At 71.0% G+C, this 14159-nt stretch carries 15 protein-coding genes; 6 read left to right on the top strand and 9 right to left on the bottom strand.

Translation table 11 applies throughout. The features are described 5' to 3' along the window. Positions 1 to 14: 14 nt before the first annotated feature. The 3 genes from ACIBHX_RS33635 to ACIBHX_RS33625 form a co-directional block, all read right to left on the bottom strand. Entirely contained in the window at positions 15 to 194 is a 180-nt protein-coding gene (locus ACIBHX_RS33635; protein ID WP_397071414.1) for a hypothetical protein, read from the bottom strand. A gap of 93 nt (positions 195 to 287) precedes the next feature. Beyond that, positions 288 to 1160 carry a helix-turn-helix domain-containing protein gene (locus ACIBHX_RS33630; RefSeq protein ID WP_397071412.1) on the bottom strand — a complete coding sequence of 291 codons (873 nt, stop codon included), beginning with the start codon at positions 1158 to 1160 and terminating at the stop codon, positions 288 to 290. Positions 1161 to 1214: 54 nt separating this feature from the next. Then, the gene (locus ACIBHX_RS33625; RefSeq protein ID WP_397071411.1) at positions 1215 to 1667 is read right to left on the bottom strand and encodes a S26 family signal peptidase; all 453 of its coding nucleotides are present in this window, start codon (positions 1665 to 1667) and stop codon (positions 1215 to 1217) included. Between the two features lie 132 nt (positions 1668 to 1799). On the opposite strand from ACIBHX_RS33625, the gene ACIBHX_RS33620 reads away from it, so the two are divergent. The 6 genes from ACIBHX_RS33620 (at position 1800) to ACIBHX_RS33595 (ending at position 8268) form a co-directional block, all read left to right on the top strand. After that, positions 1800 to 2921, top strand: coding sequence for an ROK family protein (locus ACIBHX_RS33620; RefSeq protein WP_397071410.1), 1122 nt, complete (start codon positions 1800 to 1802; stop codon positions 2919 to 2921). Beyond that, positions 2911 to 4089 (top strand): alanine racemase, encoded by a 1179-nt coding sequence (locus tag ACIBHX_RS33615; protein WP_397071408.1) that lies wholly within the window; start codon positions 2911 to 2913, stop codon positions 4087 to 4089. Before ACIBHX_RS33620 ends, ACIBHX_RS33615 begins: the two co-directional genes overlap by 11 nt. 25 nt (positions 4090 to 4114) lie before the next feature. Beyond that, positions 4115 to 5521: an APC family permease gene (locus ACIBHX_RS33610; RefSeq protein ID WP_397071407.1), complete on the top strand. Its 1407-nt coding sequence runs from the start codon at positions 4115 to 4117 to the stop codon at positions 5519 to 5521. 219 nt (positions 5522 to 5740) lie between these two features. Further along, complete coding sequence (gene tenA / locus ACIBHX_RS33605) at positions 5741 to 6403, top strand: thiaminase II (RefSeq protein WP_397071406.1); 663 nt, start codon at positions 5741 to 5743, stop codon at positions 6401 to 6403. Continuing rightward, on the top strand, positions 6352 to 7902 hold the full coding sequence (locus ACIBHX_RS33600) for a PucR family transcriptional regulator (RefSeq protein ID WP_397071404.1): 1551 nt from the start codon (positions 6352 to 6354) through the stop codon (positions 7900 to 7902). Before tenA ends, ACIBHX_RS33600 begins: the two co-directional genes overlap by 52 nt. Before the next feature lie 138 nt (positions 7903 to 8040). Then, positions 8041 to 8268: a S1 RNA-binding domain-containing protein gene (locus tag ACIBHX_RS33595; protein ID WP_397071403.1), complete on the top strand. Its 228-nt coding sequence runs from the start codon at positions 8041 to 8043 to the stop codon at positions 8266 to 8268. A 35-nt stretch (positions 8269 to 8303) separates the two neighbouring features. Here the strand turns inward: ACIBHX_RS33595 and ACIBHX_RS33590 are convergent, their stop codons facing one another. The 6 genes from ACIBHX_RS33590 to ACIBHX_RS33565 form a co-directional block, all read right to left on the bottom strand. Further along, positions 8304 to 9293, bottom strand: coding sequence for an adenosine deaminase (locus ACIBHX_RS33590; RefSeq protein WP_397071402.1), 990 nt, complete (start codon positions 9291 to 9293; stop codon positions 8304 to 8306). After that, positions 9290 to 11011: an adenine deaminase gene (locus tag ACIBHX_RS33585; RefSeq protein ID WP_397071401.1), complete on the bottom strand. Its 1722-nt coding sequence runs from the start codon at positions 11009 to 11011 to the stop codon at positions 9290 to 9292. The genes ACIBHX_RS33590 and ACIBHX_RS33585 overlap by 4 nt, the downstream gene beginning before the upstream one ends. After that, positions 11008 to 12363 carry a purine-cytosine permease family protein gene (locus ACIBHX_RS33580; RefSeq protein ID WP_397071400.1) on the bottom strand — a complete coding sequence of 452 codons (1356 nt, stop codon included), beginning with the start codon at positions 12361 to 12363 and terminating at the stop codon, positions 11008 to 11010. The genes ACIBHX_RS33585 and ACIBHX_RS33580 overlap by 4 nt, the downstream gene beginning before the upstream one ends. A gap of 100 nt (positions 12364 to 12463) precedes the next feature. Beyond that, positions 12464 to 13339 carry a 1,4-dihydroxy-2-naphthoate polyprenyltransferase gene (locus tag ACIBHX_RS33575; protein ID WP_397071399.1) on the bottom strand — a complete coding sequence of 292 codons (876 nt, stop codon included), beginning with the start codon at positions 13337 to 13339 and terminating at the stop codon, positions 12464 to 12466. Further along, entirely contained in the window at positions 13340 to 13948 is a 609-nt protein-coding gene (locus tag ACIBHX_RS33570; RefSeq protein ID WP_397071398.1) for a GNAT family N-acetyltransferase, read from the bottom strand. 59 nt (positions 13949 to 14007) lie between these two features. Then, entirely contained in the window at positions 14008 to 14136 is a 129-nt protein-coding gene (locus tag ACIBHX_RS33565; RefSeq protein WP_397071598.1) for a CGNR zinc finger domain-containing protein, read from the bottom strand. Positions 14137 to 14159: the final 23 nt, after the last annotated feature.

The raw sequence follows: 14159 nt of genomic DNA, 5'->3' as shown, positions 1-14159 counted from the left end.
GGCGGGCTGGTGCGCTAGCAGCACTCGTAGCAGGCGACGTACGAGGTGCAGTTGGGGTGGATGCAGTAAAGCGCGGTGTGGTCGAGCCAGTGGTGGCACCAGCAGTCGGGCGCGCAGCCCCTGGCCTCCGCGGTGGCGGAGGGCAGCAGCGTGCCGAGCATCCGGTCGCCGAGCCTTCTCAGCGTGCGGGTCATGGAACCTCCTGGGGTGTAGGGGGTGTCGGTTCGATCATCACCAGGAGGAAAATTGCGGGCAATCATTTCGGTCACCCGCCGAAATACGACAAATCAGGCAGTGGATGCGAGCAGCCCGTGCCCCAGTGCGGTCAGCACGTGCCGTACGGCGCGACCCTCGCGACGGGTGTCCACCAGCCCGGCCTGCCGGAGCGCGGTCAGGTGCTCGGAGGCCGTGGACGCGCTGACCGCCAGCGACCTGGCGAGCTCGCCGGTCGCCGTTCCCGAGCCGATCGAGCGCAGCACCCGCGCCCTGGCCTGGCCGACGACCTGGGCCAGCGCGTCCACGGTGGCCGCCGGCGTCGGCGGGGCGTCGGCCACCGGATAGGCCAGGACGGGCCGCGTGTCGTCACAGCTGAAGGCGAACCCCATGAAGTGGCGGGTGGCCGACAGCAGCGGGGAGAAGGTCACGCCCCTGTCTCCCAGGTCGACGGGTGGGGGCATGACGCCGGAGGTGTCGATGTCCAGGGCGCAGCCGCACCAGCTGAGGCGGGGTGTGAGGTGGGAAAGGGCCACCCCGAGGCCGCGCGTGGAGATCAGCTCCGCGCACCTGTTCAGGTGGAGGCCGAGCCGGTGGCGGATCGTGTTCCACTCGGGAGCCACGCAGCAGATGTAGAAGGCGCGCAGCGCGTCGGCGATGTCGCTGTGGCCGCAGGAGGTCAGCATGTCCAACTCGTCGGTGACGGTCCCGGTAGGCAGCGGCAGGTCGACCCAGAGGAAGCCGGACTTGCTGAGCTGGACGCGGTGGACGCGCCTGATGAACGGCAACGCCTTGGCCGGCGTGCGCCGGGCCAGGTCGCGCCAGGGCGAGCCGGGTACGGCGAAGCCGGGGTGGCGCAGGCACAGCGCGGCGAAGAAGGTGTGGTGGAGCGCTGAGATGGCGAATGTCGTTGCGGCGAGCCCCGTGGCAGTGAAAACCAGACGCATAACCCCAAACCCCCGATGTCCGAGCATGTTCGGACATGTCGGATTATGAGACGGTTACTTGGGGCTGGCAAGAGTGCGCGCGACCACCCCGATCACCCGGTCGGCCGGGACGGGTCCCCACAGCCGGGAGTCCGCGCTGTACTCCCCGTCGCCCAGCACCACCAGCGTGCCCGGCGGGACGACGGCGTCCGGGTCGCGCTCCATCTCGGCGGGCATGGGATCGCCGGGGAGTGCGGCCACCCGCTTGACCACCCACTCGCCGGCGGCCGGGCTGGGCAGGGCATCCCGGCGCCAGGTCCCGAGGTGGTCGGGTGGCTGCAGGAGCACCACCTGGCGGCGGCGGATCCTCGTGACCGGGGTGCGCAGCAGCAGGAGACGGTCGCCTGGCTCGAGCGTGGGGCGCATGCTCTCGCCGCGCACCGTGACGACGGCCAGCATGCGCCTGGCGGCGAACACAGCCACGAACGCGGCCACGAACAGAGCAGCCAGGAGGGCGATCAAGGGCATGGCGCGAGCGTAACCCCGCCCCGCCCGTCCGCCCAGCGATGTTGATCCATGCGCGTCCTTGACACCGGGCCACCGGCCCGGGTAGAAAGCATGCACCTCGAATTAGTCTCAGTGTGAAACGAAAGAGGGTGCATGGAGAACAGCGACGCCCGCCGCGCCAACCGCGCAGCCGTGCTGGGCACGCTGCTGGGCCACGGACCCGCGTCCCGGGTCCGGCTGGCCCAGCTGACCAGCCTCAGCAAGGCGACGGTGTCCCGGGTGACGGACGCGCTGCTCGCCGAGGGCCTCATCAGGGAGGCGGGCCCGGTGGCGGCCGGCGGGCCGGGCCGCCAGCCGTACAGCCTGGAGGTGACCGCGGGCGCGGGCCTCGCGGCCGGGGTTGACATCGGCGGTACCAGCACCAGGTTCTTGGTCACCGACCTGGCGGGGCGCGTCGTGCGCAGGCACCGCGAGCCGACGCCCACTCAGGCCGGCGCGGCCGAGCTGGCCGCGTGGCTGACCGGCCGGCTCACGGAGTTCACCGGGGAGCGGCTGCTCAGCGCCGTGGTCGGCCTGCCGGGCGCGGTGCACCCCGGCACGGGCGCGGTGCGGACCGCGCCGAACCTGCCCCAGATCGCCGGCACCGCCTTCACCCAGGCCGTCGACGGGCCCGTCACCTTCGACAACGACGCCAACTGCGCGCTGCTCGGCGAGGTGCACGCGGGCGCCGCCGCGGGCAGGCGCACCGCCGTCATGCTGACCATCGGCACCGGCCTGGGCGCCTCGGTCTTCCTGAACGGCGCGCCGCTGCCGGGCCGTACGGGAGCGGTCGGCGAGTTCGGCACCCTGCCCTACGGCCAGGGCACGCTGGAGGACGCCATCGCCGGCGTCGGCCTGAGCCGCGCGGCGGCCGAGCTCGGCCTGACGATCGAGGACGTCTTCGTGACCGAGGCCCTCAGTCCGGTCAGGGAGTCGGCCAGGCGGGCGCTGGCCGTGGCGCTGCAGGCGGTCACCATCGCCTACGAGCCCGAGGTGATCGTGCTCGGCGGCGGCATCAGCCCGTCACTGGAGCCGTGGTGCGCCGGCCTGCGCGCCGGGCTGGCCGAGGTCACGCCCGAGCCGCCCGAGGTGGTCACCTCGGCGCTCGGCGACCCGGCGGGCGCGATCGGCGCGCTGGTCGCGGCGCTGCAGAAGGCCTACGAGGTGATCGGTGCCGGCGCCGTCCAGCCGCCGATCGCGAACCTGCTCACGACGGAGGAATCCGGTGTTTCTTAAGCGGCTCATGCGCACCAACCCCGGCCTCCCCGCGGCAGCCGTACGGCTGCACCGGGAGGGCGAGTTGCTCGCCAACACCTACCTGATCGACCTGGACGCGCTGCGGGCCAACGCGCGGGTCACCGCCGAGGCGGCAGCCCGGCACGGGCTGACGCCGTACGTGATGTCCAAGCAGTTCGGGCGTAACCCTGACGCGCTGCGGGCCATCGCCGAGGCCGGGATCGACCGGGCCGTCTGCGTCGACCTGCAGGACATGGAGGCCGTGCTCGCGGCAGGCGCGAAGGTGGGCCACGTCGGCCATCTCGTCCAGCCCCACCTGGGCAGCGAGGACGCGGTGATCGCGGCGGGGCCCGAGGTGGTGACCGTCTTCAACCTCGAGACGGCCGCCAGGATCGGCGCCGCCGCCCGGCGGGCAGGGCTGGAGCAGAGCGTCCTGCTGCGGGTGCGCGGGCCCGAGGACCAGTACTACTTCGGCCACGCCGGCGGCTTCCCCCTGGAGGAGATCGAGGCGGCGGCCAAGCAGATCCAGGCCCTCGACGGCGTCACCGTCACGGGCGTCACGAACTTCCCCTGCATGCTGGCCGACGCCGCGAGCAGGACTGTCGTGCCGACGCGCAACTTCGCCACCCTCACGGAGGCGGCCGGCCGGCTGCGGGCCGCCGGGTTCGCCATCAGCCAGGTGAACGCGCCCGGCACCACCTCGGCTGGCACGTTCCAGACGCAGGCCGGTCTCGGCGCGACGCACGTCGAGCCGGGCAACGGCCTGCACGGCACCACGCCGCTGCACGTCTTCGACGACTCGCAGCCGGAGGTGCCCGCGATCGTCTACGTCACCGAGGTGTCCCACCTCGACGGCGGCGACGCCTACGCCTTCGCCGCCGGCTACTACGTCGACAAGGTGCTCGGGGAGTACCAGCTCACCGCGCTCGTCGGGCCCGACCTGCGGGAGTACGAGGTCGACACCGCGCCCGACGGGGCCATCCACTACTACTGCGCGATCAGGAACGCCGAGGGCGTAAGCCCGGGAGACCCGGTCGTCTTCTGCTTCAGGCCGCAGATCTTCGTCACCAGGGGACGGACGAGGGCGGTCTCGGGCATCAGGTCGGGGGATCTGGATCTTCGGGGGACTCACGACGCCGAAGGGCGTCTCGTCACGGGCGTGGCCTAGCCACCTCGACTAACAGGAGGTCACTATGGACTCCGAGGCTCCCAGGGGCCTGCGCTCCGGCGCACTGAGCGCCGTCGGCGCGGCAGTCATCTCGATGGCCTTCATGGGCCCTGCCACCAGCGTGTTCTTTAACACGCCGCTGGCCGCCGCGGCGGCGGGCTACGCGCTGCCGCTGGCGATCCTGCTGGCCATGATCGTGTGCCTGCTCGTGGCGTCGGTCATCGCCTCGTTCGCGCGCAAGCTGCCGACGGCCGGGTTCGCCTACACCTTCAACACCCACGGCTTCGGCCAGCGCGGCGGCTTCGTGTCCGGATGGCTGCTGCTGCTCGCCTACGGCATGGTCGGACCGATGCTGCTATCGGCCATCGGCTCCTTCACCTCCGACTTCCTGCGCGAATACCTGTCGCTGGGCGTGCCGTGGTGGCTGCTCACGATCGCCTACGGGGCGATCATCTGGGGGATCAGCGCGCTGGGCGTGTCGCAGTCGGCCAAGACCGCGCTGGTCTTCCTGGTGCTCGAGCTGGGCGTGCTGCTCGCGCTGTTCATGATGATCCTCGGCAAGGGCGGTGCCCAGGGCCTGACCCTGGCGCCGTTCAACCCGGCCGAGTCCACCGGTGGGCTGGGCGGCCTCGGCAAGGGCATGCTGTGGGGGATCCTCATGTTCATCGGCTTCGAGTCGGCCGGCACGCTGGGCGAGGAGGCCAGGTCGGCGCGCCGCGCGATCCCCATCGCGCTGTTCACCGCGGTGCTGGCCATCGGCTGCTTCTACGTGCTGTCCGGCTACTCGGCCGCGATCGGGTACGGCAAGGCCGGGGCGGCCGCCCTGGCCGCCGACGCCGAGCCGTGGAAGACGCTGATGGACAAGTTCTGGGGCGCCGGCTGGCTGCTCGCGCTCACCGTGCTGAACAGCCAGTTCGCCAACCTGATCTCCGGCGTCACCGCGATGGTCCGGGTGGTGTTCTCGATGGGCCGCGAGGGCTTCTTCCCGCGCAGGCTGGGCACCGTCGACGCGCGCCACGTGCCGCAGGCGGCCATCGCCGCGTACATGGTCTTCGCGATCCTGTTCTCGCTGGTGGCCGGGCTCTGGATCTCGCCGCTCGGGGTGTACGGCTTCGCCGGGACGATCGTCGGCGTGGCCATGGTGATCATCTACATCCTGATCAGCATCGCGCTCGTCCGGTTCTACCTGCGCGAGTACCGGGCCGAGTTCTCACCCGTCAAGCACGGTGTGGTGCCGCTGGTGGCGGCGGTGCTGCTCCTGCTGCCCATCTACGGCCAGCTCGTCCCGCTGCCGGAGGGGCCGAACCGGGTGGCGCTGCTGCTGATCGTGGCCTGGATGGCGGCCGGCGCGGTCTACCTGTCCGTCATCGAACGCCGCAGGCCGCAACTGCTCGGGGCGATGGGCCGGGTCTGGGCCGACGACCACGCCTAGCACGCCCCCGTACGGCAGGCGCACGACGGCCCGTGGCCAGGGCAGGCCAAGGCAGCCCGGGCCACGGGCACGGCGTGAGGAAGGGGCCTCGGCTCCGCACAGCCGAGCCTCGATCATCACACTAACGCGGGTGACCCAGCCGACCCGAAAACATGAGGCCGTGTCGCGCACCTGCGCTGCCGGCATGCGGCAGCCGTACCGGTCGATAGCATCGGTGGGGTGAGCCGGTTCCGTGATGAGTTGTGGCAGGTCGTGGCCGGTGTCTACGAGCAGATCCTGGCCCACCCCTTCCTGGTGGGGCTGACCGACGGGTCGCTGCCCAGGGAGGCGTTCCGGCACTACGTGGTCCAGGAGGCGCACTTCCTGCCCGACTACGCCAGGGCGCAGGCCGCCTGCGCCGCCCGCGCGCCCGAGCCTGCCGCCGTGCAGCGCTTCGCCGCCGACGCGGCCACGACCCTCGAGGTCGAGCACAGCCTGGTCGTGGAGCTGCTGGCCGCCTTCGGGCTGGAGGAGACCGACGCGCGCAAGCTCCCCGCGAGCCCCACCACGGTCGGCTACACCTCCTACCTGGTCCGCACCTGCTCGCTCGGCACGTTCCCCGAGGCGCTCGGCGCGATCGTGCCGTGCTACTGGATCTACGCCAGGGTCGGCGAGCGGCTGCTGGCCAGCTCCTCGCCCGACCCGCTGTACGCCTGGTGGATCGAGACCTACGGCAGCCAGGGCTACCAGGAGACCGTCGCCGCGGTGCTGAACCTGCTCGACGGGCTCGCCCTGGGCGCCGACGAGCGGGCGCGGCTGCTCGAATGGGCGCTGACCACGGTCCGCTACGAGTGGCTGTTCTGGGACTCGGCCTGGCGCCAGGAGAGCTGGCCGTGCGGCTGAGGGACCTGGTCCAGGCCGACCAGCTCGCGCTGAAGGTGCTGACCGGGCACGACCTGCTCGACCGGCGGGTGACCGGCGTGGCCACCACCGACCTGCCCGACCCCGCACGCTTCGTCAAGCCGGGCGAGCTGGTCCTGACCGAGCTCACCTGGCACACCGAGGCCGGATCCTCGCGAGACTTCGTGAAGAACCTGGGCGACGTGGCCGCGCTGGTCTGCGGCACCGCGCTCGGCGTCCCGCCCGCCGATCTCATCGACGTCTGCACCGACGCCGGGCTGCCGCTGCTCACGCTGCCGGTGAGCGTCCCGTTCAGCCAGGTCACCGAGTACGTCCTGCGCGCGCTGATCGTCGAGCTCGGCTCCCCGCCCCGGCAGAGGTACGGCTCGCGCCGCCGCCTGGCCAGCACGCTGGTCGAGGGCGGCAGCCTGACCAAGCTCGTCACGGCAGTGGCCGGCGAGCTGGACGTGCCGTGCTGGGTCCTGTCGCCCACCGGCCGGGTGATCGTGGGCTCGCAGCCGCTGGCCGAACCCGAACGGCGGCGCCTGGCCCGCACCTTCCTCACCGCCCGGCACCTGCCGGCCATGGTGTCGGGGCTGTCGGTCTTCCCGATCAGCAGGGGCGCGCCGCACCGGATCGCCAACTGGTTCCTGGCCTACGCCGGCGAGCAGGCGCAGGGCGACAACGAGGACCTGGTCGTGGAGCTGGCGGCGCTGGTCGCGCTGGAGCGCTCGCGGCTGGAGGCCGCCCAGCGCATCGAGCGGCGCGTGCTCGACCAGCTGCTGGAACTGCTGGAATCCGGCGACGCCGCGCTGCCCGGCGTGATCTCGCGCCTGCACACGCTGCACGTGGAGACCGAGCACGGGCTGCTGGCCGTGGCGCTGCACGCGGTCGACGGGGACGTCGGCTGCGCCGTACTGGACGAGCTGCTGCGGCCACTGGCGCCGGGAGTCGTCACCAGCGCGGCCGGCGGCGAGGCGATCGCGCTGGTGCCGCTGGCCGGCAACACCGCGGACGAGCTGACCGGGCACGTCCTGCGTGGCGCCAGGGCACTGGAGGCCGGGCTGGGGGAGCACCGCATCACGCTCGGCGTGAGCAGCGTGACCACCGGTCCCGCGGCGCTGAGCGGCGTGATCGAGGAGGCGCGGCACGCCCGCACGCTGGCGGCGCTCAGCGGCGAGCGGGTCAGCGTGATCACCGGCGACGACGTCAGCTCTCACCGCACGCTGCTCACCGCGATCCCGGCCGAGCTGCGCCGCTCCTTCCGCGCCCGGCTGCTCGGGCCGCTCGAAGCCTACGACGCGGCCAACCAGACGGACCTGGTGGACACGCTGCAGGCCTACCTGGAGGAGTCGGGCTCCTGGTCGTCCACGGCCGAGCGGCTGCACGTGCACGTCAACACCCTGCGCTACCGGCTCAGGCGGATCGAGGAGCTGACCGGCCGTTCCCTCACCTCCTGGGACGAGCGCGTCGACTTCATGCTGGCCCTGCGCATGCGCTAGCGCGTAGGGTATGAGCGTGACTGCCGGGTCGGCCGAGTGCCGTGACGAGATGGGTTACCCGGCCATTCCTTGATCACCTCGCGGGCCCGTGGCCCGCCGCCCCTGCCGTGTCCGAATGGCGACCGCAGGGGAGAGGAGGTGAATCAGCAGATGTCCCAGTGGGAGGACTTCGCCGCGCGGCACAGCGTGGGCGACGTCGTGAGCGGGCACGTGGTCAAGATCGTGCCCTTCGGCGCGTTCGTCGAGATCGAGGGCGTCCACGGGCTGCTCGTCGAGCACGACCAGCCCGCGGAAGGCGCCACGGTCTCGGTGCGCATCGCCCAGATCGACCACGACAAGCAGCGCTTCAGCCTGACGGCGGTGTGACCCTCGGGTCCGGCGGCACGATGTCGCCGGACCCGCTACGCCTGGGCGGCGCTGTCCAGCTCGGCCAGGTAGGCGTCCTTGAGGTGGCGCGGCAGCCAGGTGATCTCGAAGGCGTTGCGCAGCACCTGGACGATCTCCTCGCGGGTGAAGTCCAGGGCCTGGAGGTTCTCCTGCACGTAGCCGGTGAAGTAGGCGGGGTCGTCGGAGTTGATCGTGACCCGCACGCCCTGCTCGAGCAGCTTCCTGATGCCCTCGACCTTCATCGAGTCGGTGACGTAGCCGTTGGAGATCGGGCAGCAGGTCAGGCCGATCCCCTTGGCCAGCACCTGCTGGACCAGCTCGGGGCTCTCCAGGATGTTCACGCCGTGGTCGATCCTGTCCACGCCGATGTCCTGGATCGCCTGGCGGATGTGCTCGACGGAGTTGTCCTGGTCCACGTCGCAGTGCATGGTCAGCAGGTAGCCCTCCTGCCTGGCCCGCTCGTAGACGGCGGCGAACTTGGCCGGCGGGTTGCCCTTCTCGTCGGAGTCGAGGCCGACACCGACGATCCACTCCTTGTACGGCAGCGACTCCAGCAGTGTCGCCATCGCGTACTCGGCCTGGAAGTCGCGCAGGAAGCACATGATCAGCTGCGCCCGCACGCCCAGCTGCTTCTCGGCGTCCAGCAGCGCCCGCCGCAGCCCGCGGATCACCACGTCGAACGGCACGCCGCGCGAGGTGTGCGCCTGCGGGTCGAAGAAGATCTCCGCGTACCGGACGTTCTGCGAGGCCGCCCTGCGCAGGTAGGCCATCGCCAGGTCGTAGAAGTCGGGCTCGGTGCGCAGCACCTCCATGCCCTCGTAGTACACCTTCAGGAACGACGGCAGGTCGTCGAAGGCGTAGGCCGCCCGCATCTCCTCGACGCTCTCGTACGGCAGGCCGATGCCGTTCCGCCGGGCCAGCTCGAACTTGAGCTCCGGCTCGAGGGTCCCCTCGATGTGCAGATGCAGCTCCGCCTTGGGCAGACCCGCGATGAACTCGCTCACTGAATGACCTCCACGACCTCGAGATTGACGCAGTCCACCAGGCCGAGGTCCGTGACGGCGTAGTCCGGGATGGCGGTGATGGACAGGAAGAACAGGTACATCAGCGGCGACGGCAGCGTGCAGCCGAGCTCCCTGGCCAGCTCGTCCAGGCGGGTCTCGGCGGCGGCCATCTCCGCGGCCGGCAGGTCGGAGACGATGCCCGCCACCGGCAGCGGCAGCGACTCACGCACCTCGCCGTCCACCACGATCACCTGGCCGCCGCCCATGCGCACGACCTCGTTGACCGCCACCGCCATGTCCGCGCGGGAGGCCCCCACGCAGATCACGTTGTTGTCGTCGGGCGCCGCGCTGGTGGCGATCGCGCCGCGCCGGATCCCCATGCCGCTGACCACCGCGACGGGCATGTTGCCCGTCTTGCCGTACCTCTCGACGACCGTGACCAGCAGCGCGTCCTGCTCGACGGAGGGCTCCACGACGCCGTCGATCACGGGGAGCGTGACGTCGCGGCGCCTGCGGACGAACACCTGCTCGGTGAACTCGATGGCGAGCACGTCCACCTCGGCCGCCTGGGAACGCAGCGCGAAGTCGTCCGCGGTCACCTCTCGGACGGGGAACGGGCTGACCGCGCCGCGGGCGGGCGGTGCCGTGGGGATGATCATCCGGCCGTCGCGGGCGACGAGCCGGCCCGCGGCGACGACCTCGCGGACCCGGAAGTCCTCGAGCGAGTCCACGATGAGCACGTCGGCGAAACGGCCGGGGGAGATGCTGCCGACCAGGTGGTCGATGCGGTACATCTCCGCGCAGTTGACCGTGGCCATCTGGATCGCGGTCACCGGGTCGACGCCGGCCTTCACCGCCATGCGCACCATCCTGTCCACGTGCCCGCCGGCCAGCACGTCGGCGGCGTGCACGTCGTCGGTGCAGAACGCCACCCTGCGCGCGCCGGCCCTGGCCACGACCTGGATGTTCTCCTCAAGGAAGTGGGCCACCGACGACTCGCGCACGATGCCGTACATACCCTGGCGCAGCTTCTCCAGCATCTCCTCGTGGGAGTACGACTCGTGGTCCAGCCGGACCCCGGCCGCGGCCAGACCGCCGATGCGCCGCGCGTCCGACAGCGGCGCGCAGCCGAAGACCGGCAGGCGGTGCTCGCGGGCGAGCTCCAGGGCCTCCATGACGGCCGGGTCGCCGTGCTCGACCATCTCCTGGACGGTCTCCCAGATCCCCACGCACTCGGGCCAGGTGTGGGCCTCGCGGTGCTCGTCGGGACCGAAGGTGAACCCCACCGTGGACTGGGGGACCGTGTAGGGGGCCTTCGCCGGGGCGCCCCACCAGATCCGCATTCCGGTCTTCTTGGACTCGTCCAGGAATCTCCGGACTCCGGGCAGGCCCTCCACGACGAGCACCTGGTCCAGGCCCGACACGACGCTCGTGGTGCCGCAGGGGACGACCAGGTCGGCGAAGCTGGTGACCGACAGCTTGCTGCACTCGATGTGCAGATGCCCGTCGATCAGGCCGGGCACGAGGTAGCCGCCCTTGGCATCGATGATCGTGGTCTCGGGGCCGCTCCGCAGCTCGGTGCCGACCGCCGCGATCTTGTCGTCAAATATCCCGATCTCGGCGGGGTAGAGCTCACCGGTCAGCACGTTGACCAGGGTGCCGTTGATGATGATCGTGTCCGCCGGCTGCCTGCCGTACGCGACGTCAAGCAGTGTCATGAAGCCCCCTCGAGAACAGGTACGGACGCGGGCCGGCGGTCGAGCGCGGCGTAGACCGCCCCCGCGACCAGGAAGCCCGCGAAGATGGAGAAGTCGGTGCCCCCGGTCGCCTTCGAGAGCCAGCCGACGAAGACCGTGGAGTTGATCCAGAGCGCCGCTGCCCCCATGCCCGCGACCTGGGCGATGATCGCCGGCCAGCGGATCTGGCCCGGCGCCTCGGTGTCGAAGAGGGCCTCGGCGTCGTAGCGGCCCTTCCTGCGCAGCCAGTCCGTGATGTAGACGCCCGCCCACGGCGCCAGCCAGATGATCAGCAGGCTCAGGAAGTTGTTGAGCATGCTGTTGAAGGAGTCCGAGGTGACCGCGACATAGGTGATGATCACGCAGAAGAACAGGTCGGCCACGACCGCCACCCAGCGCTTGACCTTGATTCCCGCGGCCTGCAGGTTCAGGCCCGAGGAGTACAGGTCGGTGGTGTTCACCGCGAAGAGCGACACGATCGCCAGCAGCAGGTACGGCACGACGAACCAGGAGGGCAGCGCGCCGGGCAGCCCGGAGATGGGATCCCCGGCGCCCTTCACGGCGGTCGCGACCGCGGCGCCCAGCGTCATCAGCAGGACGGAGGGGATGAAGCCGCCCAGGGTGGCATAGCCGAAGATCGCCTTCTTGGACGCCGAAGCGGGCAGGTAGCGGGAGTAGTCGCCGCCCAGCGGGCCCCACGACAGGCCGCCCGCCGACATCACCAGCGCCACGGCCACCGTGAACATGGGGAAGTCCGCACCCGCGCCGCCCGACAGGTTGACCTTGGGGCCGACCAGGATGGCCATCAGGCCGAACAGGACGACGAAGACCCAGGTGAAGTACTTCTGCGCCCTCATCACCGCCGCGTGCCCGATCAGCGGCAGCACCAGCTGGATCAGCGCCGCCACCAGGATGACGCCGATCTTCAGCCCCAGGCTCTGATCGGTGACTCCGGCCTGCCCCAGCAGCGCCAGCGCGGCGAAGGTGATCAGCACCATGCCGCCCGCCTCGAAGCCGACCATGTTCAGCCAGCCGAACAAGCTCAGCACCCGGGCGCCCTTGGGCCCGTAGGCGGCCCTGGAGACGGCCATCGTGGAGGTGCCCGTGGCCGGGCCCTGCAGGCTCGTCAGCCCCACCAGCGGGAAGGACAGCACGTTCCCGAGCACGATAGCGGCCAGCGCCTGCGGGAAGCTCAGCCCGAGCCCGGCCACGATGGTGGTCCCGTACACGAGGGTGAAGATGCCCATCGTCGTGCCGGTCCAGAGGAACAGCAGGTCGCGTGGGCGCCCATACCGCTCTCCCGCTGAGACCAGCTCGATCCCGCGTTGCTCCACGGCCCCTCCTAGCTCACGAAGTTCGCACTCAGTGAACCAAAGGGGCCTGACCAGGGCATTTATTCGGACATACGAGCGTACGGCGGGCGTTTGTATCCGCCTACAAGGTGATCGCGAGCCCGATCGAGAACAGCAGGCCGAAGGCCATCTGCAGCTTGCCGGTCTGCTGGAGAACGCCGATCAGCGCGGGCCCCACGGCCCCGCTCAGCACGGTGCGGACCGGCGCGATCGCCAGCGGCACCGCGAGCAGCGTGAGCACGCTCAGCCACGCCATGGCCGACATGCCCAGCGCGATCGCCAGCGCCACCACGACGCACCCGGCGTACAGCTGCCGGGTCCGCTCGGCGCCCAGCACCACGGCCAGCGTCTTCTTGCCCGCCTGCCCGTCGTTGACCACGTCGCGCAGGTTGTTGACCACGAGCATGGAACACGACAGCAGCCCGACCGGGACGGAGGCCACGAACGCGGCCCACGACAGGCTCTCGGTCTGCACGTACGCCGTGCCGACCACGGGCACGACGCCGAAGAAGACGAAGACCGCCGCCTCGCCGAGGGCGCGGTAGCCGTACGGGCTGCTGCCGCCGGTGTAGAACCAGCCGGCGGCGATCGCGGCGGCGCCCACCAGCAGCACCCACCAGGCGCCGGTGACGATCACCAGGATCAGGCCGAGCACGGCCGCGACGGCGAAGGAGCCGAGCGCGGCGACCAGCACCTGCCGCGGCGGGGCGACCTTGGAGCCGACCAGCCGCATCGGGCCGACGCGTACGTCGTCGGTGCCGCGGATGCCGTCACTGTAGTCGTTGGCGTAGTTCACGCCGATCTGCATGGACAGGGCGACGAGCAGGGCCAGGATGGCCCGCCACCAGACGAAGCCACCGAGGCCGATGGCCACGCCGGTGCCGACCATGACCGGGACGACGGCGTTGGGGAGGGTACGGGGCCGCGCTCCGGCGACCCATTGGGAGGGAGTTGCCATTCAGCTGATATCCGTTGTCAGTCGCACCATGCGGATCGGGCGGCCCATGTCGAGCACGCGCTCGGCCATGTCCTCGCCCCATCCTGCGGACTCCAGAAAGCCTAGAACGGCGTGATTGTCGGCGAACACCCAGGTGACGATCTGGCGGAAACCGTCCTCGCGCAGATAGTCGACCGTGGCGTTGAGCAGGCGGCTTCCGTGGCCCCGCCGTACGAAGTCGGGATCGACGAGCAGCGTCAGCATCTCGGCGACGACCGTCGGGTCGAGGTCGGGATCCTCGGCCGGGGCGTGCGAGGCCAGCCCCACCACGCGCTCGCCGCCGCGCGGGGTCGACAGCGCGTCGCGACCGCCCGCGCCGAGCGCGGGGAAGCCCTCGGTGTCGAGGATGGTCTCGACCGCGACCAGCACCCGGTGACGGGAGGTGGGCGGCGCGACGATCGCCTCGTCCCACTGGCGCAGCCACATCTTCTCGGCCGCCGCTCCGGTCATCTGCTCGAGGGGACCCTCGGGCAGGAAGTCCCGATAGCCGTAACGCCAGGCGCGGATCTGTGTGTTCGCAACCTGGAGAACATCCTCGCGCCGGGCCGCCCGGACGCCCACGTCTGCCATCTCGGCCCGCTCCTTCGCCTGCCGTCGCGCCCCCGTGTTGGTGTGTGCGGAGGCACGTGTTACACCGTATCGGTGTTTGGGGCTTGGGGATGACGCGAACCCTGCTTCCTGGCCCGGTAGGCGCGTGTCTTCGTGCGGTTGCCGCACAGGCGCATGGAGCACCAGGAGCGCGAACGGTTGCGCGACACGTCGATGAATGCCCACTGGCAGG

It is taken from the genome of Nonomuraea sp. NPDC050536 (assembly GCF_044457685.1).
Lineage (GTDB): Bacteria > Actinomycetota > Actinomycetes > Streptosporangiales > Streptosporangiaceae > Nonomuraea.
This window is presented reverse-complemented; position numbering and strand designations above follow the sequence as displayed.

Bases quoted from the DNA above. Each gene is read 5' to 3' on its own strand.
- ACIBHX_RS33635 (WP_397071414.1), bottom strand. From the start codon at position 194: ATGACCCGCACGCTGAGAAGGCTCGGCGACCGGATGCTCGGCACGCTG.
- ACIBHX_RS33630 (WP_397071412.1), bottom strand. From the start codon at position 1,160: ATGCGTCTGGTTTTCACTGCCACGGGGCTCGCCGCAACGACATTCGCC.
- ACIBHX_RS33625 (WP_397071411.1), bottom strand. From the start codon at position 1,667: ATGCCCTTGATCGCCCTCCTGGCTGCTCTGTTCGTGGCCGCGTTCGTG.
- ACIBHX_RS33620 (WP_397071410.1), top strand. From the start codon at position 1,800: ATGGAGAACAGCGACGCCCGCCGCGCCAACCGCGCAGCCGTGCTGGGC.
- ACIBHX_RS33610 (WP_397071407.1), top strand. From the start codon at position 4,115: ATGGACTCCGAGGCTCCCAGGGGCCTGCGCTCCGGCGCACTGAGCGCC.
- ACIBHX_RS33585 (WP_397071401.1), bottom strand. From the start codon at position 11,011: ATGACACTGCTTGACGTCGCGTACGGCAGGCAGCCGGCGGACACGATC.
- ACIBHX_RS33575 (WP_397071399.1), bottom strand. From the start codon at position 13,339: ATGGCAACTCCCTCCCAATGGGTCGCCGGAGCGCGGCCCCGTACCCTC.
- ACIBHX_RS33570 (WP_397071398.1), bottom strand. From the start codon at position 13,948: ATGGCAGACGTGGGCGTCCGGGCGGCCCGGCGCGAGGATGTTCTCCAG.